The sequence below is a fragment of the Nocardia anocheti genome (assembly GCF_029675105.1).
Lineage (GTDB): Bacteria > Actinomycetota > Actinomycetes > Mycobacteriales > Mycobacteriaceae > Nocardia.
The window spans coordinates 455950-481308 of sequence record NZ_JAQQFV010000003.1 but is presented as its reverse complement, the minus strand read 5'-3'; the positions used below and the strand labels follow the sequence as shown (position 1 = coordinate 481308).

Below are 25359 nucleotides of genomic sequence, written 5' to 3'. Positions count from 1 at the left end.
GGTACGGGTGCGGGCCTGGGACGATGAAGCCGATGTCGTGGTGGTCGGGTACGGCGGTGCGGGGGTGTGCGCGGCCTTGGCGGTGCGGGAGCGCGGGGCGGATGTCCTTGCCGTGGACCGCTATCTGGGTGGCGGGGCCACGGTGCTGTCCGGGGGGATCGTGTACGCCGGGGCTGGCACCTGGGTGCAGCGCGCGGCCGGGATCGACGACGATGTCGAGAACATGATCGCCTATCTGGAGGCCGAGGTCGGCGACGCGGTGAGCCCGGCGACGCTGCGCCGGTTCTGCGAGCAGTCCCCCGCCATGATCGACTGGCTGACCGAACACGGAGTGCCGTTCGAGGCGTCGGTGTGCCCGTACAAGACCTCCTACCCCACCGACGACTACTACCTGTATTTCTCGGGCAGCGAGAATTCCGGCGGCTACCGTGAGATCGCGAAGCCGCGGCAGCGCGGGCATCGCGCGCACGGTCGCGGTGTCTCGGGCAAGGCGCTGTTCGGGCCGCTGGCGGCTTCGGGAGCCGCGCACGGTGTCCGGGTGCGGACCGGCACCAGGACGACTCGTCTCGTCCTCGAGGGCGGCCGGGTGACCGGGATCGAGGCCGTCACCATCGACGGCGCGCCCGCCTCGGTGCGACGTCGTTTCGCCGCGCTGGCCCGGATCTCGTCGAAACCCGGTGTGTATCACCAGGGTCTGCGCGCGGCGGTGCAGCGGCTGCTGGACCGGATCGAACGCGCGCACGGGGTGCCGGTGCGTATCAAGGCCCGCTCCGGGGTCGTGCTCACCACCGGCGGGTTCATCGCCAACGGTGCCATGGTCGCCCAGCACGCTCCTACCTACCCGTGGTCGCAGGGCCTGCCGCTCGGTACGGCCGCCGACGACGGCAGCGGCATCACCATGGCCCTGGACGCCGGGGCCGCGAGCGGCAAGATGGACGCCTTGTCGACGTGGCGTTTCATCGCGCCGCCGAGTGCCTTCTTCGGTGCGATCGCGGTGGACGCCGAGGGCAATCGCATGATCGACGAATCCCGCTACGGTGCGGCCCTGGGTGCGGCGATCGCCGCGGCGCCCGGTCATCGCGCGTGGCTGCTGGTCGACGCCGAGCTCGCCGCGCAGGCTCGCGCGCAGCTCGGTGGGCAGTCGGTGTGGTTCCAGCGCATGCAGACCGAGCGTCTGCTGCGGCTCGGCAGTGTGTCGGGGCGGACGATCGAGGAGGTGGCTCGGCGGGCGGGCGTAAACGCGGCTGGTCTCCATGCGACGGTCGACGCGCACAATCGGGCGATCGAGCACGACTCCCCCGATCCCCTGGGCAAGCCGGACGATCTGCGCAAGCCGATCGGCACCGGCCCGTTCACCCTGCTCGATATCTCGTTCACCGCCCGGCTCACCTACCCCATGCCGATGCTCACCCTGGGCGGTGTGCTCGTCGACGAGGACACCGGCGCGGTCCGCACGGAGGCGGGCGGGGTCGTGCCCGGTCTGTTCGCGGCCGGACGCGCGGCGGTCGGGATTTGTTCGAACGGCTATGTCAGCGGTTTGTCGCTGGCGGATTGCGTGTTCTCGGGTCGCCGCGCGGGCGCGCACGCCGTCGAAGGCCGCTGATCAGGCGAGGCGGGCGGTGAGGCCGGGAGTGCCTGTCGCCGTGGCGAATCGGTCGACGGCGGCGGCGAGCGCGCGTTTCGGCAGCGGTGTCGACGTGAAGGTCGAGACGACGATGTCGCCGTCGAGTTGCTCCCAGGTGCCGACGATGCGCCCGTCGACGAGGACCAGGGGTGAGATCCAGCCCGCCGCGCGGCTGACTTTGGCGCGGTGTTCGGTGGGCAGCATCGCGGTGTCGCCGGTGCCGGGGCCCAGCACGTATTGGTCGAACGGTCCGAGCAGGTGGATGGTGCCGTCGAGGGTGGCGGCGGCGAGGTCGTCGGCGTGTTCGGTGCGAATCCAGCCGGTGGTGCCGTCGACATCGACTTCGGTCAGGGTGTCGCCGAGGTCGGCGAACCAGCGGCGGACGACGGTCTTGCGGAGGTTGTTGCGGCTGAGCCAGGCGTCGAAGGTTTCGGGTCGGCCGGGTCCGTAGGCGCCGAGGTAGGCGGGGATCAGGGTGGCCGCGGCGGTGTCGGGGTCGGGCAGGCCGGTCCAGCCGGGGATCTGGTGGGCGGGGGCGGTGAAGGTGACCTTGGTGCCTCGGGAGGGTCCGTGGCACAGGGCGCCCTGCCAGGAGAGGGGTTTGAGGATCGCGCCCCAGCCGGAGCGCAGTTGCTCGCCGAGGTGGGCGAAGCCGGGTTCGGCGACGACGGCGTCGACGAGTTCGTCGCGGGTGAGTACCTGGTCGGCGAGGATCTCTGTCACGGCCTGCACGAGGGCCGTGATCTGTTCGGGGGTCGCGCCGAAGGTCTTCTGCCAGGACGGCTTCTCCCAGGTGCGCGTCGATCCCATCAGTGACAGGGCCGCGGCGGCGTGTTCGGGTGTCATGGCGTGCAGGGTGCCGCGCATGGCCCAGGTCTTGACGAGGTCACCGGTGGCGAGTGCGGTGGCGACGGCGTCGGGTGCCGGGTTGTCGGCGCGCACGGCGGCGGCGGTTTCGGCGGCCGAGGCGACCTGTGCTTGGAGGCCGGTGAGGCGTTCGGCGATGGCGACCGGTCCGGCGTCGGTGGGGGTGGTGAGGAACTGCCTGCTCATCCGCCAGGCGAATACCTGGTCCCAGCCGACCTCGAGCACGTCCACTCCCCTGTTTCCCGTGGACTGTCACCGCGACAGACCGGTTTCACCCTACCGGCCTGTCGCGGTTGGTTCACATGGAGTAGAGGCTGTGTTTGCGGGGGTTGAACTCTTGGGAGACAGGGTGTTTGTCGCGCAGCAGGCGCAGCGCGTGGCGGATCTCGAGGCGGGTGCGGGAGGGTTCGATGACGGCGTCGATGTAGCCGCGTTCGGCGGCGACCCAGGGGGTGGCGACGGTTTCGTTGTATTGGTTGATCATGAAGTCGCGGGCGGCGGCGCGGTGTTCTTCGGGAATGGCCATGAGCTGGCGTTTGCCGATGAGGTCGACCGCGCTTTCGGCGCCGATGACGGCGATGCGGGCGGTGGGCCAGGCGAAGCTGATGTCGGCGCCGAGTTGTTTGCAGGCCATCATGCCGTAGGCGCCGCCATAGGATTTGCGGACGACGAGGTTGATGATCGGCACGGTCGCTTCGATGATCGCGCGGGGCACGCGGCCGCCGCGGACGATCACGCCGTTGTTCTCCTCGTCGACGCCGGGTAGCACGCCGGGGGTGTCGGCGACGAAGACGAGCGGGATGTTGAAGGCGTCGCAGAGCCGGATGAAGTAGGTGGATTTGTCGGAGCAGGCGGCGTCGATGGACCCGCCGAGCACGAGCGGCTGGTTGGCGACGACGCCGACGGTGCGGCCGTCGACGCGGGCGAAGCCGGTGATGAGGTTGGGGGCGAAGGCGGCGCGGATCTCGTGGAATTCGCCGTCGTCGAAGATGCGCAGCAGGATTTCGTGCATGTCGTAGCCGCTGCGGTCGGAGTCGGGGATGATGCGGTCGAGTTCGCGGTCGCTGGCGGTGATCTCGGGCTCGAGGCCGGGGTTGACCAGCGGCGGCTGTTCCAGGCAGCTCGACGGCATGTAGCCGAGGTAGGCGCGGGCCCAGTCGAAGGCTTGTTCTTCGGTGTCGGTGACGTGGTGGATGACGCCGCGGCGGGCCTGGACTTCGGCGCCGCCGAGGTCTTCGGCGCTGACGTCCTCGCCGGTGACGGCTTTGATGACCTCGGGTCCGGTGACGAACATGTACGCGTTCTGGGTGCCGACGAGCACATCGGTGTTGATGGGTCCGTAGACCGCGCCCGCCGCGCATTTGCCGAGCATGATCGAGACCTGCGGGACGTAGCCGGAGAGTTTGGCCTGCACCCGGCTCATGTGTCCGAACCAGGCGATGGAGGCGACCGCGTCTTGGATGCGGGCGCCGCCGGAGTCGTTGATGGTGACGACCGGGCAGGCTTTCTCGAAGGCGAACTGGAGTGCCTTGGTGAGTTTGCGGCCGAACATCTCGCCGACGGACCCGCCGTAGACGGTCTGGTCGTGGGCGATGACGACGACGGGGCGGCCTTCGATGAGGCCGTGGCCGGTGACGACGCCGTCGCCGTACATGGCGTCGGTTTTGCCGGGTTGTTTGGCGAGGGCGCCGATTTCGAAGAAGGTGCCGGGGTCGAGCAGGGTGGTCACGCGGGAGCGGACGCTGGGGATGTTCTTGTTGGCGCGTTTGGCGACGGCGGATTCCCCGGCGGGTTCCGCGGCGATCTCCAGGATCTTGGTGAGTTCGTCGAGCTTTTCCTGGGTACTACCGACCACGCCGCCAACCTTTCGAACTGTCTGTGTGCGTTGGTGACGTTAGAACCTGCGGCGCGTCGGTGCGGCGTGGTGGGCGAGTTCGGGGAAAGGTCACAGTGGATGGCGTCGTGGTGTCGGGTTTACGACATGTCGGGCGCCCGGAGTTGTCGGACATCGATGCGAACATATGTTCGTGTCCGACCCCGCTGTCTCTCGTCCGCGTATCCGGTCCCGTGCCGAGGCGTCGATTCTGCACGCCGACCTGGATTCCTTCTACGCCTCGGTGGAGCAGCGCGATCAGCCGTGGTTGCGGGGCAAACCGGTGATCGTGGGTGGCGGGGTGGTGTTGGCGGCCAGTTACGAGGCCAAGGCGTTCGGTATCCGCACGCCGATGAACGCCGGGCAGGCGTTGCGGTTGTGTCCGCACGCGGTGGTGGTGTCGCCGCGGATGTCGGCTTATGCCGAGGCGAGCCGGGCGGTGTTCGCGGTCTTCGGTGACACGACCCCGGTGGTGGAGGGCATCTCGATCGACGAGGCGTTCCTGGATGTGGGTGGTCTGCGGCGGATCGGTGGCGAGCCGGTCGAGATCGCGCACCGGTTGCGGGCGCGGGTGCGCGAGCAGGTGGGGTTGCCGATCTCGGTCGGGATCGCGCGCACGAAGTTCCTGGCGAAGGTGGCCTCGGCGGTGGCCAAGCCCGACGGGTTGCGGGTGGTGGAGCCCGACCGCGAGCTCGAGTTCCTGCATCCGCTGCCGGTCGAGCGATTATGGGGTGTCGGCGCGGTGACGGCGGCGAAGTTGCATGCCGAGGGGATCACTCGGGTCGGCCAGCTGGCGGACGCGGGTGAGGCGGAGTTACGGGTGCTGCTGGGGCCCGCGGCCGCCCGGCACCTGTTCGCGCTGGCGTGGGCGCGTGATCCGCGGCGGGTGGAGACGGGCACGCGGCGTCGGTCGATCGGCGCGCAGCGGGCGCTGGGCCGTCGGCCACGGGAGCCGCAGGAGATCGCGGCGTTCCTGGACGGGCTCACCGATCGTCTCGGTCGACGGTTGCGGGCCGCGGACCGCGTGTGCCGGACGGTGGTGCTGCGGTTACGTTTCGACGACTTCTCGCGTGCCACCCGCTCGCACACGCTGGTCGAGGCCACCGATTCCTCGGCGGTGATCCGCCATGCCGCCCGGCTGCTGTTGGACGCGGCGGAGCCGATGATCGTCGAACGCGGGCTCACCTTGATCGGGTTGTCGCTGACCAATCTCGACGACGCCGACACCATGCAGCTCACGTTGCCGCTGGCTCCGCGCGCCGAGAACACCCTCGATGCCACTCTGGACGACCTGCGGCGTCGGTTCGGTGCGGCGGCGATCACCCGTGCGGCGCTGTTGAAGTCGGGTGAGGGCTTGTCGGTGCCGTTGCTGCCGGACTGAACTCGGCGCGGGCGGCATGCGATGATGCTGCGATGCATTATGCGGTCATCGGCTTTCTGACCCTGGCCCTGTGGGTCTACTGCCTGGTCGACATCGTCACCAGTCCCGACGCGGGTATCCGTCATCTGCCGAAGCTGGGCTGGCTGATCGTGGTGGTGTTGATTCCCACGGTCGGCGCGCTGCTGTGGTTGTTCGCGGGGCGTCCGATCAGCGAGCCGCGGCCGGTCTCGAACACCCGTTTCGGGGAGTACGACCGGCCGGGTCGGGCGGTGGCGTCCAATCCCGACGACGACGAGGCGTTCCTGCGGGGCCTGCGCGAGCGCGCCGAGCAGCAGCGTCGCGAGGCACGCCGCCAGCAGGCCGAGCGTGAGCAGGACGGGGCCTGATCAGAGCGGCCGCTGGGGGCGCTTGTCCATCAGGCGCAGGATCAGCGGGGTGAAGATGAGCTGCATGGCCAGTTCCATTTTCCCGCCGGGCACGACGATGCAGTTGGTGCGCGACATGAACGAGTCGTGCAGCATCGACAGCAGATACGGGAAGTCGATCACTTTCGGGTCGGCGAAGCGGATCACCACGAAGCTCTCGTCGGCGGTGGGGATGCTGCGGGCGATGAACGGGTTGGAGGTGTCGACCGTGGGCACCCGCTGGAAGTTGACGTAGGTGCGCGAGAACTGCGGGCAGATGTATTTCACGTAGTCGGGCATGCGGCGCAGGATGGTGTCGATGACGGCTTCGCTGGAGTAGCCGCGGTGGGTCTTGTCCCGGTAGACCTTCTGGATCCATTCGAGATTGATGATGGGCACCACTCCGACCAGCAGGTCGGTGTAGCGGGCGACATCGACGGTGTCGGTGACGGCGGCGCCGTGTAGGCCCTCGTAGAACAGCAGGTCGCTGCCGGGGGTGAGGTCTTCCCAGGGGGTGAAGGTGCCTGCGGGTTGGCCGTGGGGTTTGGCTTCGTCGTCGTCGTGGAGGTATTTGCGGACCTGGCCGACGCCGGTCTCGCCGTATTCGCGGAACAGGGTTTCCAGTTCCGGGAGCAGGTTGGCGTCTTCGCCGAAGTGCGAGAACGTGGTGTCGCGTTGCTGTTCGGCTTCGGCCATCGCCAGTTTCATCTCGGCGCGGTCGTAGCGGTGGAACGAATCGCCTTCCACGACGGCGGCGTTGATCCCCTCGCGCCGGAAGATCTCTTCGAAGGTGCGGGTCACGCTGGAGGTACCCGCCCCGGAGGATCCGGTGATCGCGACGACGGGATGTTTGATCGACATGGCTGCCTCCTAGGTGCGCTGGTCGTGGCGGGCGGGCCGGAACAGTGATCGGCTGCCGAACAGTGAGCTGTCGAAGCTGGGGCCTTCGTCGGGCTCGCGGTGGTAGCGCTCGATGCGCAGCACTTCGTTGCGGGAGCCGAAGATGAACGGCACCCGCTGATGTACCTCGCCGGGGGGCACGAGCATCATCCGGTCGTGTCCGGTGGTGGCGGCCCCGCCTGCCTGTTCGACGATGAACGCGATCGGATTGGCCCCGTACAGCAGTGAAACCCGCCCGGGGCGGGCGGGGTTTCGGGTGTCGCGGGGGTAGAGGTAGACCCCGCCGCGGGTGAGTATGTGGAAGGTGTCGGCGACCAGCGAGGCCACCCAGCGCATGTTGAAGTCGCGTCCGCGTGGTCCGTCGAGGCCCTGCAGACACTCGTGCACGTAGCGCCGGACCGGACGTTCCCAGAAGCGTTCGTTGGCGGCGTTGATGGCGAATCCGGCGGTGTCGGTCGGGATGCGCATGTGCGGGTGGGTGAGCACGAACGCGCCGATCTCGCGGTCGAGGGTGAAGCCGTCGACGCCGCTGCCGGTGGTGATCACCAGCATGGTCGCGGGCCCGTAGAGGGTGAACCCGGCGCACACCTGCTGTACGCCGGGTTGCAGGAAGTCCTCGTCACCGGCCCCGTCGGGCAGGTCGCGGGGGGCGCGCAGGATGCTGAAGATCGAGCCGACGGGCAGGTTGACGTCGATATTGCTCGACCCGTCGAGCGCGTCGTAGGCCAGCAGGTATTTGCCCCGGTGCGCGGTGGCCGGGATCGGCAGCGCGTGCGGGCGGCGTTCGGACAGCAGCCCCGACAGGTGCCCGGTCCACTGGGTCTGCCCGACCATGATGTCGTCGGTCAGCACGTCGAGGCGGCCGCTGACCGACTCGCCGTCCCCGCCGCGCCCGGAGCCGATGATCGCCCCGCGCGTCACCTGATTGGCGATGATCTTGGTCGCGGTCGCCACCACATTGACCAGCGCGGAGAACTCACCGGAGGAGCCGGGATGGCGGTGTTCCTCCTCGATCGTGTAGCGGGTGAGGGTCTTCAGTCCGTCCGGCATGGCGTGGCACCCACCTCCTCGCCGAGGTCGGTGAACACGCTGGAGCCGTACACGTCACGGTCGCACAGGGTGATCAGGTCGGTCTTGGACAGCGGCCGGGCCGCCTCCACGAGCCGTTTGGCTTGACGCAACCGACAGCGGTCGATGGCGTTGCGCACGCTGCGGGCGTTGGAGAAGCGCGGCTTGGTCATGCGCACGGTCAGGTATTCGGCGAAGGCGGCGTGCGCGTCGGCGTCGAAGCGGAAGTTCTCCCCCGCCACCATGAGTTCGGCGATGCCCAGGAGTTCGTCGTGGGTGTAGTCGCTGAACTCGAGGTGGTGGGCCACCCGCGAGGACAGGCCGGGGTTGGCGGAGAAGAACCGGTCCATGCGGTCGGGGTATCCGGCGAAGATGACGACCAGGTTGGCGCGTTCGTTCTCCATCTCCTGCAGCAGGATCTCGATGACCTCCTGCCCATAGTCGCGTTCGTTCTCGGGCCGGAACAGGTAGTAGGCCTCGTCGATGAACAGCACCCCGCCCGCCGCCTTGGCGATGGCCTCCTTGGTCTTGGGTGCGGTGTGGCCGATGAACTGGCCGACCAGATCGTCGCGGGTGACGGTGTGCACCTTGGGTTTGCGGATGTAGCCCAGCGCGTGCAGCATCTGCGCCATCCGCATGGCCACGGTCGTCTTGCCGGTGCCGGGCCCACCGGTGAAGCTCATGTGCATGGTCGGGCGCGACGACTCGAGGCCGAAGCGGCGCCGGGCCCGGTCGATCATCAGCAGTGCCGCGATCTCGCGGACCCGTTCCTTCACATTGGCCAGGCCGATCAGTTCGGCGTCGAGCGCGGCCAGCGTCTCGGCGACATCGTGCCCGGCCAGGTCGAGCGACAGGTCCAACAGCGCGTCCTCGCTCAGCGGTTCCTCGGTCGCGGCCACCTCGGGGGCCGGGGGCCGTGACGGCCGGGCGTCGGTGACGCCCGGCCGTACCAACCGGAATCCGCCCGCGGATCCCTCAGCCGCCATACCGGTGTCCCTGCGGACGATCGGTGGCGTAGGACCGCACGCTGTAGTTCTGGCGGCGGTCGGCGGCCTCGGTGCGGACCAGTTCGAAACCGGGTTCCTCGGCGGGACGCTGCACCAGGAAACTCAGTGCCGTGGTCTGTTTGGTGTAGGTCGCGTCGTAGGCGTTGACCCGCACGTAGTGGCGGGGGAACGTCGCGCGGCAGGCGTTGATCTCGGCCATCACCCCGTCGGGTTCGTCGAGGTCGAACAGCGGCAACCCCCACATCTCCCAGTAGGTGTTGCGCGGGTGCGGATCGTCGGAGTATTCGATCGAGACCGGCCAGCCGTTGAGCAGGGCGTAGCGCACCTGTGCGGCGATCTCGGTGTCGGTGAGTTCGGGCAGATACGAGAACGTCCCGTGGCGCAGATACATCGGGCTCTCCCCTACAGGCTCGGTGTCGGCACCGCGTCGGGTGCGTCGGTGGAGGTGTAATCGAAGGTGACATCGCCCCAGGTGGCCAGCGCGACCTCGAGCGAACGGCAGCTCGTCGCGGCGGTGCGCAACACGTCGGGCCCCTCTTTGAGCAGGTCGCGGCCTTCGTTGCGGGCCTTGACGATCGCCTCGAGGGCGACCCGGTTGGCTTCGGCGCCCGCGGCGATGCCCAGCGGGTGCCCGATGGTGCCGCCACCGAACTGCAGGATGACGTCGTCGCCGAACAGGTCGAGCAGCTGGTGCATCTGCCCGGCGTGGATACCGCCGGAGGCCACCGGCATCACACCGGGCAGGCTGGCCCATTCCTGGTCGAAGAAGATGCCGTTGGCCGGGTTGAGCGGCACGGTGTTCTCGCGCAGGGTGTCGTAGAAACCGCGGGTGGTCGCCGGATCGCCTTCCAATTTGCCCACCACGGTGCCCGCGTGCACATGATCGACGCCGATGAGCCTGCACCATTTGGCCAGGACCCGGAAGCTGACACCGTGGGTCTTCTGCCGGGTGAAGGTCGAGTGCCCCGCCCGGTGCAGATGCAGCAGGACACCGTTGCGGCGCGCCCACTTCGACATCGACTGCATGGCGGTGTAGCCGACGGTGAGGTCCATCATGATCACCACGCTGCCCAGTTCCTTGGCGAACTCGGCCCGCTCGTACATGTCCTCCATGGTGGCGGCGGTGATGTTGAGGTAGTGGCCCTTGATCTCGCCGGTTTCGGCCATCGCCCGGTTCACCCCCTCCATGGCGAACAGGTAGCGATCGCGCCAGCGCATGAACGGCTGGGAGTTGATGTTCTCGTCGTCCTTGGTGAAATCCAGGCCGCCTTTGCAGGCTTCGTAGATCACCCGCCCGTAATTGCGGGCCGACAATCCGAGTTTCGGTTTCACCGTCGCGCCCAGCAGCGGCCTGCCGTATTTGTTGAGGTATTCGCGTTCCATCACCGTGCCGTGCGGCGGACCCTGAAAGGTCTTGACATAGGCGACCGGAATGCGCATGTCTTCCAGGCGCAGCGCGAGCAGCGGTTTGAATCCGAAGACATTACCGATGATCGAGGAGGTGAGGTTGGTGATCGAGCCCTCTTCGAACAGGTCAAGATCGTAGGCGATATAGGCGAAGTACTCGCCCTGTCTGCCCGGAACCTCGACCACCTTGTAACATTTCGCCTGATACTTCGAGTGCGCGGTGAGCCGGTCGGTCCACACGACAGTCCAAGTGGCAGTGGAGGATTCGCCCGCGACCGCGGCGGCGGCTTCGATCGGGTCGACACCCTGCTGCGGGGTCACCCGGAACACCGCGAGTACGTCGGTGTCGGCGGGGATGTAGTCGGGTGCGTAATAGCCCATCGAGGCGTAGGACTGTACACCCGGATCCCAACGATCCCGTTCGGTTTCTTCCGCCATGGTTCCTCCTGTGGAATCCGGTGTGTCCGTTGCGAATTCCAGGATGAGGGGCGGGTGCGCCGCAAACAATCTGAATCTTTCCGGGAAAGCTCAACCGAAACGTTGGGTTTGCTACCGTCGGGTATGGGCAGGGTCAGTGCGGGGCGGATGGAAACCTTTCTGGCCGTGGCCCGGCTGGGATCGATCCGTCGCGCGGCCACCCAGCTGCACGTCACCGAGGCGGCGGTCTCGGCCGCGGTGGCCCACGTCGAAAAACAGCTCGGCGCCAAACTCATCGCCCGCTCCGGGCGCGGCATCGCGCTCACCGAGGCCGGACGGGTCTACGCCGAGTACTGCCGGGGCATCCTCGGGCTGATGAAGGAGGCCCACGCCGCGGTCCGGCAGGCCGACGCGGGCAGGCTGCGCATCGGCGTGGTGGCCACCGCCGGGGAATCGGTGGTCCTGCGCCCGCTGGCCTCGTTCCGTCGCCGCTACCCCGACGTGGAGTTGAGCCTGTCGATCCAGCCCCGCGACGTGCTGTTCCTCGAACTCCAGCACCACGAAACCGATCTCGTCATCGCGGGCCGCCCACCCCACACCGCCAATCTCGTCATCCAGGCCCGCCGCCCCAGCACCCTGGTCGTCGTCGGCGCCGACACCCTCGACCCCCGCCACAGCACCTGGCTGCTGCGCGGCACCGGCTCGGGCACCCGCGAAGCCACTCTCGCCCTGCTCGACCGCCTCCAGATCGACCCTCCCACCCTCACCCTCGGCTCCCACGGCGCCGTCATCGCCGCCGCCCGCGAAGGACTCGGCATCACCCTCATCCACTCCGACGCCGTCGGCGAACACCTCGAATCCGGCGCCCTACACACCCTCGACGTCCCCGGCACCCCCCTCGACCGCGCCTGGCACGCCGTCACCACTCCCACTCCCACCCCCGCCACCCGCCTCTTCCTCGCCCACCTCATCGACCCCCTCGAAACCGGCACCGACGCCTTCCACGCCGCCATCGGCCCGTGAACCATCGCTACCGTCCCTCATCACGAACCCGGGGACGACAGAGCCTGACTACCGGGCGGTCGTGAATCGCGACTGGAAGGCCGTGCGGTTGGGTGAGGCCGGGTCGCGGTCGTAGATGGCGAAAGCCACGTGGTCGAAGGCGGCGCCCCAGCGGTGCAGGGCGGCGTCGAAGGCCGCGGCTACGGCGGTGGGGTCGTTGGCGAACACGCCGCAGCCCCAGGCGCCCAGGACGAGGGCGCGGATGTCGTGTGCCGCGGCGGCCGCGACGACGCGTTCGGCGCGTTGGATCAGGACGAGGCTCAGATCGGTGGTATCGGAGCGGCGGGCGAGCTGGCCCGCGTTCGGAGCGGGTGAGGTCAGGAAGGTGACCGGGAACGGGGGTGAGAGGTCGGCATGATCGTCGCGGATGACCGGTACGTCCGGGGAGATGATCACGCGGTGGCTGTAGCGCAGGTCGCCGGACTGTCGGTGGGCGGCATAGTAATCCGGGGCCTGCGTCAGGCAGGTGTACAGCAGGGCGCTGCGGCACAGGTCTTCCTCCTGGGCGCGGGCGCCCCGCAGGTATCCACCACCGGGGTTGCGGGCGGAGGCGAAATTCAGCACGCCCACCCGCGGATGGGCGAGGTGGAGGCGGCGGGCGGCCTGGATGCTGCCTTCGGCGGTGACTTCGATCAGCGGGTTGCCACGCCCCGGCGCCGGTCGGCCCACCAACTCGTCGAGGTGGTCCGGCGTGTAGGAGACGGTCCCGGTGCGGGCGGCCCGCAGCTGCTCGAGAAGGTCGACCTCGCTGCCACGCGCCGTTCGATAGCTGCCGTCGGCGACGATCTGTTCGTTCACCACGGCCATATTGCGCAATCTGCTACTCATACCGCTGACCGTAGACAGCGCACCGCACCCCGCGCCACAGGTTTTTGTCTTTGTAACAAAAACGTTCGCCGACATGTCGGTGGGTTGTGTCAGGATGGGCCGAACAACCGAACCGCGCTACCCGATGGACGCCTCCACCGGTGCTGAGTACGGTCGGTGACGGGGATTCATTCGAACGAAGGGGTGGGAGATGACCATGCAGGTGAAGCTGTCGGGAGACGCGCTGGAGCTGCCCGGTGGGGTGCGGGTGACATTCCTGCGCACCTTGCGACTGCCCGAGACGGGCACCTATCCGTTGCCGCCGGGATTCGGGGCGTTCCCGCTGCGCCGCGTCGCCGACTACCCCGACACCGTTCCCGCCGAATGGCGCGAGCGCGGCGGGGTGATGCTGCCGGTGTACCAGCGCGAGGCGATGTGGCTGAGCTTCTCCGCCACGACACCCGCCGCGTTGAAGATCGGCGTCGGCAAGGTCTGCGCGGTCTCGGGGAAACCGTGGCGCGACACCCTCGGACAGGACCCGCAGAACTACGTCGCCCTGCCGCGCCAGCCCTGGCTCGACGGCATCAATTCCGGTGACGGCACCGTCCGCCAGTTCGTCGCGGTCCCGCTGGGCCTCGGCGCCACGGTGGAAGGTCAGGTCACCGGTGTCGAGGAGTGGGGTGGCGTCCAACTGGCCGTCCACGGCTTGACCGAGTCCGCTCTGGACAGCTGGCGGCGAGCCCAGGCAGCCTCCCAGCGCACTCGCGGAATGGGATACGGCGGCCCGGTCCCGGTCGCGTGCGCGGCACCCGCCGCGATGGGCGCACCCGGCGCCGCACCGCGGGCGATGGGCCTGGGCGCGGGCGGCACGATGCGCCAGGAGATCTATGCCGACTCTCGCCCGCTCGACGACTACCACCCCGACGCCGACGGCCGGGTCTTCGTGCACCTCGCCTCGGCCGCCCAGTGGCAACAGATCACCGGCGAGCCCGCCCCGTCGACACCGATCACCGCCCAGTCCTATGCCCAGCGCGGCCTGCCCTGGTTCGAGTACTACGCCGCGGATGCCGACGACCTGCCCGCTTCGGCGGAGCTCGCCAAGGTGAAACCGACCGGCGAATGGCTGGCCGACGAGCAACCGTATCCGCCTGTGGAGCAACCACTTCCGGTGATCCCCCTGGGCGACAAGGCAGTCCAGGACGGCACCTGGTAACGGCTTTGCGCCGCAGCGTGACCGGCTGATCCGGTCAACCTGCCACGGGGTGGAGCCGCCCGGACGTACGATCCGGGGGTGGCCGAATCGACTGGTTCCACCCCGCTGCGTGTGCTGGTCTACAGCAACGATGCCGATACCCGTCAACAGGTGATCCTGGCGCTGGGCCGTCGCCCGCGCGCCGATCTGCCCGAACTCGACTTCTTCGAGGTGGCCACCGCACCGGTGGTCATCGAGCAGATGGACGCCGGGGGGATCGATCTGGCGATCCTCGACGGTGAGTCCGCGCCCGCGGGCGGCCTCGGTATCGCCAAGCAGCTCAAGGACGAGATCGCGCAGTGCCCGCCGGTGGTCGTGCTCACCGGCCGCCCCGACGACGCCTGGCTGGCCAACTGGTCGCGCGCCGAGGCCGCGGTCTCGCATCCGATCGACCCGATGCAGCTGACCAACGCCGTCGCCGGAGTGCTGCTCGCGCGCTGATCGGTATCGTCCCGATCCGTCGGATAGTCCGAATCGCACCTTTCCGCCTATCACCACTGGTAACACCCGTGGTTCCCGTCGGCATGCCCGAACCCGATTACCACCGCATCGCTCATGAATCGCGGTACCGAAATCGATCAAAAGTAGGCATGGAAACGACCGGTGCACCCTCGCGACGGCGGTACGCTGTGCTCTAGCTCACACGAGAGCGGGCGACTGCATAACGCTCCGCCATCGCTGCACAGCCCTGCGCGAACCTTGGTTCGGACAACGTTGTCGGCCCCGTCTCGCCAAGCTGCCGTCCGCGGTCGGGCCACACGGCCCGGCCTGCTCCAGCGAGGAGGGGAAGTGCAGTCGTGAATATCGAGGTGCCCGCACTCGTACTCGGTGCCATCGCCGCGGCGTTCGCCGTGTTCTCCGTCGTCATGGCGGCGATGGTCGGCCCCAAGCGCACCAACCGGGCCAAGCTCGAACCCTACGAATGCGGCATCGAGCCGACACCGCACGCCATCGCGGGTGGCCCGGGAAACGCCACCGGGCAGCGCTTTCCGGTCAAGTACTACCTGACGGCGATGCTGTTCATCATCTTCGACATCGAGATCGTCTTCCTCTACCCCTGGGCCGTGCATTTCGACGCGCTCGGGTTGTTCGGTCTCGCCGCGATGGCGCTGTTCATCGTCAATGTCTCCGTCGCCTACGCCTACGAGTGGCGCCGCGGCGGCCTCAGCTGGGAATGAGTGGGAAATCATGGGTCTCGAAGAGAAACTGCCCAGCGGGTTCCTGCTGAGCACGGTCGAAGATTTCGCCGGATACCTGCGTAAGGGCTCGGTCTGGCCCGCCACGTTCGGGTTGGCCTGCTGCGCGATCGAGATGATGGCCACCGGCGCCGGACGATTCGATATCGCCCGCTTCGGCATGGAAGCCTTCCGCGCCTCGCCCCGCCAGGCCGATCTGATGATCGTGGCCGGGCGGGTCAGCCAGAAGATGGCACCGGTGCTGCGGCAGGTCTACGACCAGATGACCGAACCGAAATGGGTGCTGGCCATGGGCGTGTGCGCGTCCTCGGGCGGCATGTTCAACAACTACGCCATCGTCCAGGGCGTCGACCATGTCGTCCCGGTCGACATCTACCTGCCCGGCTGCCCACCGCGCCCGGAGATGCTGCTCAACGCCATCCTCGCGCTGCACGCCAAGATCGCCGAGATGCCGCTGGGCGTGAACCGGGAAGAGGCGGTGCGCGCCGCCGAACAGGCCGCGCTGGCCAGCACCCCCACCATCCGGATGGAGGGCCTGCTGCGATGACCTTCGACGCACCCGATGGCGCCGATACCCCTGCGGGACAGGATGTTCCCCAGGAATCCACCCCGCCCCAGCCGTCGCAGTCCGCCCCGGCCGAGGAGGAGGTGATCGGCACCCGTCACGGCATGTTCGGGGTCAGCGGCACCGGCGACACCTCCGGCTACGGCGGCCTGGTCACCCCGGTGACCCTGCCCGCCGGGACACCACCGCCCTACGGCGGCTGGTTCGACGCCTTCGTCGGCACCGTGCGCGCCGCGCTGACCCAGCGCGTGATCGCCTTCGACAGTGTCGTGGAGAAGATCGTCGTCTTCCGCGACGAAATCACCCTGCACATCTCTCGCGAACACCTGGTCGCCGTCGCGAGCGCGCTGCGCGACGACTCCGCCCTGCGGTTCGAGCTGTGCCTGGGCGTCAACGGCGTGCACTACCCCGACGACGAGGGCCGCGAACTGCACGCGGTCTATCACCTGATGTCGATCACCCACAATCGCCGGGTGCGGCTGGAGGTGTCGGCGCCCGACGCCGATCCGCACATTCCGTCGCTGTTCTCGGTGTATCCGACCACCGACTGGCACGAACGCGAAACCTACGACTTCTTCGGCATCCTCTTCGACGGGCACCCCTCCCTGACCCGCATCACGATGCCCGACGACTGGCGCGGTCACCCCCAGCGCAAGGACTACCCGCTCGGCGGGATCCCGGTGGAGTACAAGGGCGCGCGGATACCGCCGCCCGACGAGCGGAGGACCTACAGCTGATGACCGACACCGATTTCCGCCGCGACGAACCGCCGGTCGTCACCGTCGCAGGCCAGGACTGGGACCAGGTCAGCGAGGTGATCGAGGGTGCGGGCGAAGAACGCATCGTGGTCAACATGGGTCCGCAGCACCCCTCCACGCACGGGGTGCTGCGGCTGATCCTCGAGATCGAAGGCGAAACCGTCACCGAGGCCCGCTGCGGCATCGGCTACCTGCACACCGGCATCGAGAAGAACCTGGAATTCCGCACCTGGACCCAGGGCGTCACCTTCGTGACCCGGATGGACTACCTGTCCCCGTTCTTCAACGAGACCGCCTACTGCCTGGGCGTGGAGAAACTGCTCGGCATCACCGACGACATCCCCGAACGCGCCACCGTGGTGCGGGTGCTGCTGATGGAACTCAACCGCATCTCCTCCCACCTGGTGGCCCTGGCCACCGGCGGCATGGAGCTGGGCGCGCTGACCCCCATGCTGTTCGGGTTCCGCGAACGCGAACTGATCCTCGACGTCTTCGAAGCCATCACCGGCCTGCGCATGAACCACGCGTTCATCCGCCCCGGCGGGCTGGCCCAGGACCTGCCCGAGGACGGTGTCACCAAAGTCCGCGAACTGCTCGACCTGCTCCCGGGCCGGTTGCGCGACATGGAGAACCTGCTCACCGCCAACCCGATCTGGAAGAAGCGCACCCGCGACATCGGCTATCTCGACCTCACCGGCTGCATGGCGCTCGGCATCACCGGCCCGGTGCTGCGCGCCACCGGACTGCCACACGACCTGCGCAAGGCCGCGCCCTACTGCGGGTACGAGAACTACGAATTCGACATCCCGACCACCACCGGATGCGACTGCTACGGCCGCTATCTCATCCGGATCGCCGAGATGGGCGAGTCGATCAAGATCGTCGAGCAATGCCTGGACAAGCTGCGTCCCGGCCCGGTGATGATCGACGACAAGAAGATCGCCTGGCCCGCCGACCTGGAACTGGGCCCCGGCGGGCTCGGCAACTCGCCCCGACACATCGGCAAGATCATGGGCACCTCGATGGAATCGCTGATCCACCACTTCAAGATCGTCACCGAAGGCATCAGAGTGCCTGCGGGACAGGTGTATTCGGCAGTCGAGTCACCGCGCGGCGAACTGGGCGTGCACATGGTCAGCGACGGCACCACCCGCCCCTACCGCGTGCACTACCGCGACCCCTCGTTCACGAATCTGCAGGCGGTGGCCGCGATGTGCGAGGGCGGCATGGTCGCCGACGTCATCGCCGCCGTCGCCAGCATCGACCCCGTCATGGGCGGTGTGGACCGATGACCAACCCCCTACACGCCCGTGCCCGGACCCTCATTCTGCGGAGTGGACCGATGACCAATCCCTACACGCCCGTGCCCGGACCTGTGCCCGGGCCTGCTTTCGGAGGCGTTGACCGATGACGACCACTCCCATCCTGCTGAACCTCACCACCCGCCCCGAGCCGTATCCACCGCATGTCCGCCAGCGCCTCGAACTCGACGCGAAGGAGGTCATCGCCCGCTACCCGCACCCGCGCTCGGCCCTGCTGCCCCTGCTGCACCTGGTGCAAGCCGAGGAGGGTTGTGTCACCGGCACCGGCATCGATTTCTGCGCCGACCATCTGGGCCTCACCGGCGCCGAGGTCACCGCCGTGGCCACCTTCTACTCGATGTACCGGCGCACCCCCACCGGCGACTACCACGTCGGCGTCTGCACCAACACGCTGTGCGCGGTCCTCGGCGGTGACGCCATCTACGCCACACTGCGACAGCATCTGGGCATCGGCCACGGCGAGACCACCGAGGACGGCGCGATCACCCTCGAACACGTCGAGTGCAATGCCGCCTGCGATTACGCGCCGGTCATGATGGTGAACTGGGAGTTCTTCGACAACCAGACCCCCGAATCCGCCGTCGCGATCACCGACGCCCTGCGCGCCGGACACCAGGTGCGTCCCACCCGGGGCGCGCCGCTGTGCACGTTCCGCGAAACCGCCCGCATCCTGGCCGGATTCCCCGACGAGCGTCCCGGCGCCCTCGACGGCGCCCCCGGTGCGGCGACCCTGGCCGGACTGCGCGCCGCGGACGCCGAAGACGACGGGCAGGGGGCCTGAGATGACCCTGACCTCCGTGCTCAGCGCCCACTGGGCCGAACCCCGATCCTGGACCCTCGACAGCTACACCGCCACCGGCGGCTACGAAGGTCTGCGCGCCGCCCTGCGGATGACCCCCGACGAGGTGATCCAGACGGTCAAGGACGCCGGGCTGCGCGGCCGCGGCGGCGCGGGCTTCCCCACCGGGATGAAGTGGTCGTTCATCCCGCAAGGGCCCGGCCCCGACGGTACGACGAAACCGCACTATCTCGTCGTCAACGCCGACGAATCCGAACCCGGCACCTGCAAAGACATCCCGCTGATGCTGGCCACCCCGCACACCCTCGTCGAGGGCGTGATCATCGCCGCCTACGCCATCCGCGCGCGGACCGCGTTCATCTACGTGCGCGGAGAAGTCGTGCCGGTCCTGCGCCGGTTGCAGGCCGCGGTGGCCGAAGCGTACGCGGCGGGCTTCCTCGGGCGCGACATCCTCGGTGCGGGCGTGGACCTGGAACTGATCGTGCACGCCGGGGCGGGCGCCTACATCTGCGGGGAGGAGACCGCGCTGCTCGACTCGCTCGAGGGCAGGCGCGGCCAGCCACGCCTGCGGCCCCCGTTCCCCGCCGTGGCGGGTCTGTACGCGTGCCCGACGGTGGTCAACAATGTCGAATCCATCGCCAGCGTGCCCGCGATTCTGCGCCACGGCACCGAATGGTTCCGGTCCATGGGTTCGGAGAAGTCCCCCGGTTTCACGCTGTACTCGCTGTCGGGACATGTCGCGCGGCCCGGGCAGTACGAGGCGCCGCTGGGCATCACCCTGCGGGAACTGCTCGGCTACGCCGGAGGCGTGCGGGCCGGGCACACCCTGAAATTCTGGACGCCCGGCGGGTCCTCGACGCCGCTGTTCACCGACGAACACCTCGATGTGCCGCTGGACTACGAGGGTGTCGCCGCCGCCGGGTCCATGCTCGGTACCAAGGCACTGCAGATCTTCGACGACACCACCTGTGTCGTGCGGGCGGTGTTGCGCTGGACCGAGTTCTACGCCCACGAATCGTGCGGCAAGTGCACCCCGTGCCGTGAGGGCACCTATTGGTTGGTGCAGCTGCTGCGCGATCTGGAGGCGGGCAGGGGTACCGAGGCCGATCTGGCCAAGCTCGCCGACATCGCCGACAACATCAACGGCAAGTCGTTCTGCGCGCTCGGTGACGGCGCGGCCAGCCCGATCTTCTCCTCGCTGAAGTACTTCCGCGAGGAATACCTCGAACATCAGCGCCGCGGTGGGTGCCCGTTCGATCCGGCCCGCGCCACGGTGTGGGCCCCGGCAGAGGGAGCCAACCGATGACCGCCATCGCCCCGGGCAACAGCAGCGGGGTCGTGCCCGCCGACCTGGTGAGCGTCACCATCGACGACACCACCATCCAGGTCCCCGCCGGTACCCTGCTGATCCGTGCCGCCGAACTCATCGGCGTGCAGATCCCCCGGTTCTGCGATCACCCGCTGCTCGAACCGGTCGGCGCGTGCAGGCAGTGCCTGGTGGAGGTCGAGGGGCAGCGCAAGCCGATGGCCTCCTGCACGATCCCGGTCACCGACGGCATGGTCGCCCACACCCAGCTCAGCTCACCGGCGGCGGAGAAGGCACAGCGCGGGGTGATGGAACTGCTGCTGATCAACCATCCGCTGGACTGCCCGGTCTGCGACAAAGGCGGCGAATGCCCGCTGCAGAACCAGGCCATGTCCACCGGCAGCGCCGAATCCCGTTTCGAGGGCGAGAAGCGCACCTATCCCAAGCCGATCCCGCTGTCCTCGGCGGTGCTGCTGGACCGGGAACGCTGTGTGCTGTGCGCGCGCTGTACCCGTTTCTCCCAGCAGGTGGCCGGTGACCCGTTCATCGAGTTGATGGATCGTGGTGCGCTGCAACAGGTCGGCATCGCCCAGGCCGAGCCGCTGGACTCGTACTTCTCCGGCAACACCGTGCAGATCTGCCCGGTCGGCGCGCTCACCGGCACCTCCTACCGGTTCCGGGCCCGCCCGTTCGACCTGGTCTCCACCCCGAGTGTCTGCGAACACTGTGCCTCGGGCTGCGCGCAACGCACCGATCACCGGCGCGGAAAGGTCCTGCGTCGTCTGGCCGGTGACGATCCGCAGGTCAACGAGGAATGGAACTGCGACAAGGGCCGCTGGGCCTTCGCCTACGCCACCGAACGCGACCGGCTCACCACCCCGCTGGTGCGCGGCTGGGACGGCGTGCTCGCCCCCGCCTCCTGGCCCGAAGCGCTGGCCGCCGCCGCGACCGGGCTGCGTGCTGCCATCGGCAATGCCGGAGTGCTGGTGGGCGGCCGGGTCACCGAGGAGGAGGCCTACGCCTACAGCAAATTCGCGCGAATGGTGTTGGCCACCAACGACATCGACTTCCGCAGCCGCGTCCACTCCGAGGAGGAGGAGCGGTTCCTGGCCGCGCGGATCGCCGGGCGCGGGATGCGCGTCGACTATCAGGCGCTGAGTCAGGCGCCGGTGGTGCTGCTCGTCGGGTTCGAGCCCGAGGAGGAGTCGCCGATCGTCTACCTGCGGTTGCGCAAGGCCACCCGCAAGCACGGGCTGCGGGTGGTGTCGCTGGCGCCGTTCGCCTCCCGTGGTCTCGAACGGCTCGCCGGGGCGCTCATCCAGACCCCGCCCTGCGCCGAGGCCGAGGTGCTCGCCGCCATCGGTGCCGAAACCTCGCCCGACGCCGCCGAACTCATGGGCTTGCTGCGTAGTCCCGGTGCGGTGATCATGGCCGGTGAACGGCTCGCGGGCAGTCCGGGCGCGCTCTCGGCGGTCCTCCGGTTGGCCGAGGCCACCGGCGCCGAACTCGCCTGGGTCCCGCGCCGGGCCGGGGAACGCGGCGCGCTCGAAGCCGGTGCGCTGCCGAGTCTGCTGCCCGGCGGCCGCCCGGTCATCGATCCGGCCGCCCGCCAACAGGTTCGACACCGCTGGCAGGCCGACGAACTGCCGGTCAGCCTGGGCCGCGACACCGCGGGCATCCTCGCCAATGCCGCCCAAGCCGGGGCCCTGGTCATCGGCGGGGTCGATCCGGCCGACCTGCCCGACCCGGCCGCCGCGCTGGCCGCCATCGACGCCGCGCGGTTCGTCGTCAGCCTCGAGATCCGCCACAGTGCCGTCACCGAACGCGCCGATGTGGTGTTCCCGGTCGCCACCGCCATGGAGAAATCCGGCACCTTCCGCACCTGGGAGGGTCGACCGCGCCCGTTCGCCGCGGCCCCGCTCGACACCACCCGCCGGGTGGCCGCCCCGCTCTCGGATCTGCGGGTGCTGCATTCCCTGGCCGCCGAGATGGGCGTACCGATCGCGCTGCCCGACCACACCGCCGCGCGCGCCGAACTCGACGCGTTGGGCCCGTGGACCGGTGACCCGATCGCCGCCCCCGAACACACCAGCCAGACCCGACCCGCGCCCGGTCCCGGCACCGCCGTGCTGGCCGGGTGGCGGATGCTGCTCGACGCGGGACGCCTGCAGGACGGCGAACCGAACCTCGCCGGGGTCGCGCGGCCACCGGTGGCCCGGCTCTCGGCCGCCACCGCCGCCGAGATCGAAGCCGCCGACGCCGATCACGTCATCGTCTACACCGACCGCGGCGAGATCACCGTCCCGCTGATGATCACCGACCTGCCCGACCGGGTCGTGTGGCTGCCGCTGCACTCGCCCGGTTCCACGGTCGCCGCCGAACTCGGGGTGACGCCCGGCGCAGTGGTGCGCCTGCGCCGCGCCGACGACAGGATGAAGGAACACCGCCATGAGTGATTCCGTGCGCTATCTCGCGGCCGACGCGGTCTTCGGCACCGACCCGCTGTGGCTGGTGATCGTCAAAGCGCTGGGTGTGTTCGTGTATCTGATGATGGTGCCGCTCATCGCGGTGTTCGCCGAACGTCGCGTCGTGGCGCGCATGCAGATGCGGTTGGGCCCCAACCGGCTCGGGCCCGGTGGGGTCCTGCAGTCCATCGCCGACGGCGTGAAGATGGCCCTCAAGGAGGACATCGTCCCGGCGCTGGTGGACAAGCCGATCTTCGTGCTGGCCCCGATCATCTCGGTGATCCCCGCGTTCATGGCGTTCGCGGTGATCCCGTTCGGCCCCGAGGTGTCGATCTTCGGCACCCGGACCCCGTTGCAGCTCACCGACATGCCCGTCGGCGTGCTCTACATCCTGGCCATCACCTCGATCGGCGTGTACGGCATCGTCTTGGCCGGGTGGTCGTCGAATTCGACGTATCCGCTGCTGGGCGGGCTGCGCTCGACCGCGCAGGTGATCTCCTACGAGATCGCCATGGCGCTGACCTTCGCCACCGTGTTCCTGCTCTCGGGCACCATGGCGACCTCGGGCATCGTGTCCGCGCAGGAGGGCACCTGGTACGCGTTCCTGCTGCTGCCCTCGTTCCTCATCTACTGCGTGGCCATGGTCGGCGAAACCAACCGCGCCCCCTTCGATCTGCCCGAAGCCGAAGGCGAACTCGTCGGCGGCTTCCACACCGAGTACTCCTCGCTGAAGTTCGCCATGTTCATGCTGGCCGAATACGTCAACATGGCCACGGTGTCGGCGCTGGCCACGACCCTGTTCCTGGGTGGTTGGCGGGCGCCGTTCCCGATCAGCCTGTGGGAGGGCGCCAACTCGGGTTGGTGGCCGCTGCTGTGGTTCACCCTCAAGGTGTGGACGTTCCTGTTCGTGTTCGTCTGGCTGCGCGGCACCCTGCCGCGCCTGCGCTACGACCAGTTCATGAATCTGGGCTGGAAACTGCTCATCCCGACCTCGCTGGTGTGGGTGATGATCGTGGCCGCGGCCCGGGTCCTCGACATCGAGGGCATCCCCGGCCAGAACGCGATCCTCGTCGGCGTCGGCCTGGTGATCACCGCGGCGCTCATCGCGACGTTCCTGCGGGCGGGACGAGCACCAGGACTACCGCCGCTGCCGCAGCCCGAGCCCGCGAAAACGGCGGTCTTCCTCGGGTTCCCGGTGCCGCCGATGCCGCCACGTCCGGTATCCGCGGAACCCGAGGTCGGGCTGCTGGATCCGCTGGCGGGCTTCGCGGTCACCGCGGCCACCATGTTCAAGAAGCCCAACACCGAGTCCTATCCGGAACAGAAGGTGCCGACCGCGCCGCGCTATCACGGCCGCCACCAGCTCAACCGGTACGACGACGGCCTCGAGAAGTGCATCGGCTGCGAACTGTGCGCGTGGGCGTGCCCGGCGGACGCCATCTATGTCGAGGGCGCCGACAACACCGAGGACGAACGGTTCTCGCCCGGGGAACGGTACGGGCGGGTCTACCAGATCAACTACCTGCGCTGCATCGGCTGCGGCCTGTGCATCGAGGCCTGCCCGACCCGCGCGCTCACCATGACCAACGAGTACGAGCTCACCGACGACAACCGCGCCGACCTCATCTACGAGAAGGATCGGTTGCTGGCCCCGCTGGAACCCGGCATGACGGCCCCGCCGCACGCGATGGCTCCGGGCGCCGACGCCGGTGACTACTACCTGGGCCGCGTGCAGCCCACCCCGTCGTCGGAGGAGGTGCTGCGATGACCACGACACAGGTAGTGGCCGCCGAGATCGCCGACACCTCCACCGGCGAAGCGGTGCTGTTCTGGGTGCTGGCCCCGATCGCGATCCTCGGCGCGCTCGGCATGGTGACCGCGGCCAAGGCCGTGCATTCGGCGCTGTGTCTGGCCGCCACCATGATCGCGCTGGCCGTGTTCTACATCGCGCAGGGCGCGCTGTTCCTGGGCGTGGTGCAGATCGTGGTCTACACCGGCGCGGTGATGATGCTGTTCCTGTTCGTGCTGATGCTGGTGGGTGTCGACTCCGCCGAATCCCTGCGCGAAACCCTGCGCGGACAACGCATCGCCGCCGCCGTGGTGGGTCTCGGGTTCGGCCTGCTGCTCATCGGTGGGATCGGTTCGGCGCTGAGCGACAGCGGAACCCGCTATCCGGGACGCGGTTTCGGCGACCGTGACGTCATCGCCGAACTGGCCGAACTGATCTTCCTGCGCTATGTGTGGGCGTTCGAGCTCACCGGCGCGCTGCTGATCACCGCCACCATCGGCGCCATGGTGCTCGCCCACCGCGAGCACTTCACCCCGCGTCGTGGTCAGCGCGAGATGTCGCGCGACCGGTTCCGCACCGGACAGCGCGCGACCCCGCTGCCCACCCCCGGTGTGTACGCCCGGCACAACGCGGTCGACAGCCCGGCCCAACTGCCCGACGGATCCTTCGAGGAGTTGTCGGTGAGCACGATCCTGCGTCACCGCCGCACCCGCGCCCACACCGAGGCCGCCGCGCTCTCGGTGGGCGCGGGCCGCGACGTCACCCCGACGGACGACGAGGAAGGCCCCCGGTGAACCCCGAGAACTACCTGTTCCTGTCTGCGCTGCTGTTCACCGTCGGCGCCGCCGGAGTGCTGTTGCGCCGCAACGCGATCGTGGTGTTCATGTGCATCGAGCTGATGCTCAACGCGGTGAACCTGGCCTTCGTCACCTTCGCCCGACTGCACAGCAACCTCGACGGCCAGGTGATCGCGTTCTTCACCATGGTCGTGGCCGCCGCCGAGGTCGTGGTCGGTCTGGCGATCATCATGACGATCTTCCGTGCCCGCCGGTCGACCTCGGTCGACACCGCCAACCTGCTGAAGTTCTGA

Annotated in this window: 24 protein-coding genes; 16 read left to right on the top strand and 8 right to left on the bottom strand. The window is 68.6% G+C overall.

The features are described from left to right. Positions 1 to 7: 7 nt before the first annotated feature. Positions 8 to 1603 (top strand): FAD-binding protein, encoded by a 1596-nt coding sequence (locus QC180_RS09745; RefSeq protein ID WP_278262317.1) that lies wholly within the window; start codon positions 8 to 10, stop codon positions 1601 to 1603. Here QC180_RS09745 and QC180_RS09740 read toward each other — a convergent pair whose 3' ends face one another. Both QC180_RS09740 and QC180_RS09735 read right to left on the bottom strand, forming a co-directional pair. Then, the gene (locus QC180_RS09740; RefSeq protein WP_278262316.1) at positions 1604 to 2716 is read right to left on the bottom strand and encodes a winged helix DNA-binding domain-containing protein; all 1113 of its coding nucleotides are present in this window, start codon (positions 2714 to 2716) and stop codon (positions 1604 to 1606) included. It abuts the gene before it with no gap. 73 nt (positions 2717 to 2789) lie between these two features. After that, complete coding sequence (locus QC180_RS09735) at positions 2790 to 4346, bottom strand: acyl-CoA carboxylase subunit beta (protein WP_278262315.1); 1557 nt, start codon at positions 4344 to 4346, stop codon at positions 2790 to 2792. Between the two features lie 166 nt (positions 4347 to 4512). On the opposite strand from QC180_RS09735, the gene dinB reads away from it, so the two are divergent. Both dinB and QC180_RS09725 read left to right on the top strand, forming a co-directional pair. Further along, positions 4513 to 5745, top strand: coding sequence for a DNA polymerase IV (dinB, locus tag QC180_RS09730; protein ID WP_278262314.1), 1233 nt, complete (start codon positions 4513 to 4515; stop codon positions 5743 to 5745). A 32-nt stretch (positions 5746 to 5777) separates the two neighbouring features. Then, positions 5778 to 6131, top strand: a complete 354-nt coding sequence (locus QC180_RS09725) for a PLD nuclease N-terminal domain-containing protein (RefSeq protein ID WP_278262313.1) — start codon at positions 5778 to 5780, stop codon at positions 6129 to 6131. Here QC180_RS09725 and QC180_RS09720 read toward each other — a convergent pair whose 3' ends face one another. Genes QC180_RS09720 through QC180_RS09700 form a run of 5 tightly spaced genes read right to left on the bottom strand, consistent with a single transcriptional unit; the run spans position 6132 to position 10969 of the window. Beyond that, positions 6132 to 7010, bottom strand: a complete 879-nt coding sequence (locus QC180_RS09720) for a phosphoribulokinase (RefSeq protein ID WP_278262312.1) — start codon at positions 7008 to 7010, stop codon at positions 6132 to 6134. It lies immediately after the preceding gene. 9 nt (positions 7011 to 7019) lie between these two features. Beyond that, positions 7020 to 8099 (bottom strand): class 1 fructose-bisphosphatase, encoded by a 1080-nt coding sequence (locus QC180_RS09715; RefSeq protein WP_278262311.1) that lies wholly within the window; start codon positions 8097 to 8099, stop codon positions 7020 to 7022. Next, on the bottom strand, positions 8084 to 9103 hold the full coding sequence (locus QC180_RS09710; protein WP_278262310.1) for an AAA family ATPase: 1020 nt from the start codon (positions 9101 to 9103) through the stop codon (positions 8084 to 8086). The genes QC180_RS09715 and QC180_RS09710 overlap by 16 nt, the downstream gene beginning before the upstream one ends. Further along, positions 9093 to 9515: a ribulose bisphosphate carboxylase small subunit gene (locus tag QC180_RS09705; RefSeq protein ID WP_278262309.1), complete on the bottom strand. Its 423-nt coding sequence runs from the start codon at positions 9513 to 9515 to the stop codon at positions 9093 to 9095. The genes QC180_RS09710 and QC180_RS09705 overlap by 11 nt, the downstream gene beginning before the upstream one ends. 11 nt (positions 9516 to 9526) lie before the next feature. After that, positions 9527 to 10969, bottom strand: coding sequence for a form I ribulose bisphosphate carboxylase large subunit (locus QC180_RS09700; protein WP_278262308.1), 1443 nt, complete (start codon positions 10967 to 10969; stop codon positions 9527 to 9529). A gap of 123 nt (positions 10970 to 11092) precedes the next feature. On the opposite strand from QC180_RS09700, the gene QC180_RS09695 reads away from it, so the two are divergent. Beyond that, positions 11093 to 11971: a LysR family transcriptional regulator gene (locus QC180_RS09695; protein ID WP_278262307.1), complete on the top strand. Its 879-nt coding sequence runs from the start codon at positions 11093 to 11095 to the stop codon at positions 11969 to 11971. A gap of 48 nt (positions 11972 to 12019) precedes the next feature. Here the strand turns inward: QC180_RS09695 and QC180_RS09690 are convergent, their stop codons facing one another. After that, entirely contained in the window at positions 12020 to 12838 is an 819-nt protein-coding gene (locus QC180_RS09690) for a TIGR02452 family protein (protein ID WP_278262306.1), read from the bottom strand. 190 nt (positions 12839 to 13028) lie between these two features. On the opposite strand from QC180_RS09690, the gene QC180_RS09685 reads away from it, so the two are divergent. The 12 genes from QC180_RS09685 (at position 13029) to nuoK (ending at position 25359) form a co-directional block, all read left to right on the top strand. After that, positions 13029 to 14030 (top strand): hypothetical protein, encoded by a 1002-nt coding sequence (locus tag QC180_RS09685; protein ID WP_278262305.1) that lies wholly within the window; start codon positions 13029 to 13031, stop codon positions 14028 to 14030. A 78-nt stretch (positions 14031 to 14108) separates the two neighbouring features. Beyond that, entirely contained in the window at positions 14109 to 14510 is a 402-nt protein-coding gene (locus QC180_RS09680) for an Rv3143 family two-component system response regulator (RefSeq protein WP_278262304.1), read from the top strand. A gap of 356 nt (positions 14511 to 14866) precedes the next feature. Further along, complete coding sequence (locus QC180_RS09675) at positions 14867 to 15247, top strand: NADH-quinone oxidoreductase subunit A (RefSeq protein WP_278262303.1); 381 nt, start codon at positions 14867 to 14869, stop codon at positions 15245 to 15247. Between the two features lie 10 nt (positions 15248 to 15257). Then, positions 15258 to 15812 carry a NuoB/complex I 20 kDa subunit family protein gene (locus tag QC180_RS09670; protein WP_278262302.1) on the top strand — a complete coding sequence of 185 codons (555 nt, stop codon included), beginning with the start codon at positions 15258 to 15260 and terminating at the stop codon, positions 15810 to 15812. Continuing rightward, positions 15809 to 16567 (top strand): NADH-quinone oxidoreductase subunit C, encoded by a 759-nt coding sequence (locus QC180_RS09665; protein WP_278262301.1) that lies wholly within the window; start codon positions 15809 to 15811, stop codon positions 16565 to 16567. The genes QC180_RS09670 and QC180_RS09665 overlap by 4 nt, the downstream gene beginning before the upstream one ends. Further along, entirely contained in the window at positions 16567 to 17880 is a 1314-nt protein-coding gene (gene nuoD / locus QC180_RS09660; protein ID WP_278262300.1) for an NADH dehydrogenase (quinone) subunit D, read from the top strand. Before QC180_RS09665 ends, nuoD begins: the two co-directional genes overlap by 1 nt. Positions 17881 to 17995: 115 nt before the next feature. After that, positions 17996 to 18691 carry an NADH-quinone oxidoreductase subunit NuoE gene (gene nuoE, locus QC180_RS09655; protein ID WP_278262299.1) on the top strand — a complete coding sequence of 232 codons (696 nt, stop codon included), beginning with the start codon at positions 17996 to 17998 and terminating at the stop codon, positions 18689 to 18691. A 1-nt stretch (position 18692) separates the two neighbouring features. Then, positions 18693 to 20015 (top strand): NADH-quinone oxidoreductase subunit NuoF, encoded by a 1323-nt coding sequence (gene nuoF, locus QC180_RS09650; protein WP_278262298.1) that lies wholly within the window; start codon positions 18693 to 18695, stop codon positions 20013 to 20015. Then, positions 20012 to 22471 (top strand): NADH-quinone oxidoreductase subunit G, encoded by a 2460-nt coding sequence (locus QC180_RS09645; protein WP_278262297.1) that lies wholly within the window; start codon positions 20012 to 20014, stop codon positions 22469 to 22471. The genes nuoF and QC180_RS09645 overlap by 4 nt, the downstream gene beginning before the upstream one ends. Beyond that, entirely contained in the window at positions 22464 to 24248 is a 1785-nt protein-coding gene (nuoH, locus tag QC180_RS09640; RefSeq protein WP_278262296.1) for an NADH-quinone oxidoreductase subunit NuoH, read from the top strand. The genes QC180_RS09645 and nuoH overlap by 8 nt, the downstream gene beginning before the upstream one ends. Further along, the gene (locus QC180_RS09635) at positions 24245 to 25063 is read left to right on the top strand and encodes an NADH-quinone oxidoreductase subunit J (RefSeq protein ID WP_278262295.1); all 819 of its coding nucleotides are present in this window, start codon (positions 24245 to 24247) and stop codon (positions 25061 to 25063) included. The genes nuoH and QC180_RS09635 overlap by 4 nt, the downstream gene beginning before the upstream one ends. Continuing rightward, a complete protein-coding gene (gene nuoK, locus QC180_RS09630; protein ID WP_278262294.1) occupies positions 25060 to 25359 on the top strand; it encodes an NADH-quinone oxidoreductase subunit NuoK in 300 nt (99 codons plus the stop codon). The genes QC180_RS09635 and nuoK overlap by 4 nt, the downstream gene beginning before the upstream one ends.

Excerpts from the sequence above, each read along its gene's own strand:
- dinB (WP_278262314.1), top strand. The coding sequence starts at position 4,513 with ATGTTCGTGTCCGACCCCGCTGTCTCTCGTCCGCGTATCCGGTCCCGT.
- QC180_RS09725 (WP_278262313.1), top strand. The coding sequence starts at position 5,778 with ATGCATTATGCGGTCATCGGCTTTCTGACCCTGGCCCTGTGGGTCTAC.
- QC180_RS09720 (WP_278262312.1), bottom strand. The coding sequence starts at position 7,010 with ATGTCGATCAAACATCCCGTCGTCGCGATCACCGGATCCTCCGGGGCG.
- QC180_RS09715 (WP_278262311.1), bottom strand. The coding sequence starts at position 8,099 with ATGCCGGACGGACTGAAGACCCTCACCCGCTACACGATCGAGGAGGAA.
- QC180_RS09710 (WP_278262310.1), bottom strand. The coding sequence starts at position 9,103 with ATGGCGGCTGAGGGATCCGCGGGCGGATTCCGGTTGGTACGGCCGGGC.
- QC180_RS09705 (WP_278262309.1), bottom strand. The coding sequence starts at position 9,515 with ATGTATCTGCGCCACGGGACGTTCTCGTATCTGCCCGAACTCACCGAC.
- QC180_RS09700 (WP_278262308.1), bottom strand. The coding sequence starts at position 10,969 with ATGGCGGAAGAAACCGAACGGGATCGTTGGGATCCGGGTGTACAGTCC.
- QC180_RS09695 (WP_278262307.1), top strand. The coding sequence starts at position 11,093 with ATGGGCAGGGTCAGTGCGGGGCGGATGGAAACCTTTCTGGCCGTGGCC.
- QC180_RS09690 (WP_278262306.1), bottom strand. The coding sequence starts at position 12,838 with ATGAGTAGCAGATTGCGCAATATGGCCGTGGTGAACGAACAGATCGTC.
- QC180_RS09685 (WP_278262305.1), top strand. The coding sequence starts at position 13,029 with ATGACCATGCAGGTGAAGCTGTCGGGAGACGCGCTGGAGCTGCCCGGT.
- QC180_RS09670 (WP_278262302.1), top strand. The coding sequence starts at position 15,258 with ATGGGTCTCGAAGAGAAACTGCCCAGCGGGTTCCTGCTGAGCACGGTC.
- QC180_RS09665 (WP_278262301.1), top strand. The coding sequence starts at position 15,809 with ATGACCTTCGACGCACCCGATGGCGCCGATACCCCTGCGGGACAGGAT.
- nuoD (WP_278262300.1), top strand. The coding sequence starts at position 16,567 with ATGACCGACACCGATTTCCGCCGCGACGAACCGCCGGTCGTCACCGTC.
- nuoE (WP_278262299.1), top strand. The coding sequence starts at position 17,996 with ATGACGACCACTCCCATCCTGCTGAACCTCACCACCCGCCCCGAGCCG.
- nuoF (WP_278262298.1), top strand. The coding sequence starts at position 18,693 with ATGACCCTGACCTCCGTGCTCAGCGCCCACTGGGCCGAACCCCGATCC.
- QC180_RS09645 (WP_278262297.1), top strand. The coding sequence starts at position 20,012 with ATGACCGCCATCGCCCCGGGCAACAGCAGCGGGGTCGTGCCCGCCGAC.
- nuoH (WP_278262296.1), top strand. The coding sequence starts at position 22,464 with ATGAGTGATTCCGTGCGCTATCTCGCGGCCGACGCGGTCTTCGGCACC.
- QC180_RS09635 (WP_278262295.1), top strand. The coding sequence starts at position 24,245 with ATGACCACGACACAGGTAGTGGCCGCCGAGATCGCCGACACCTCCACC.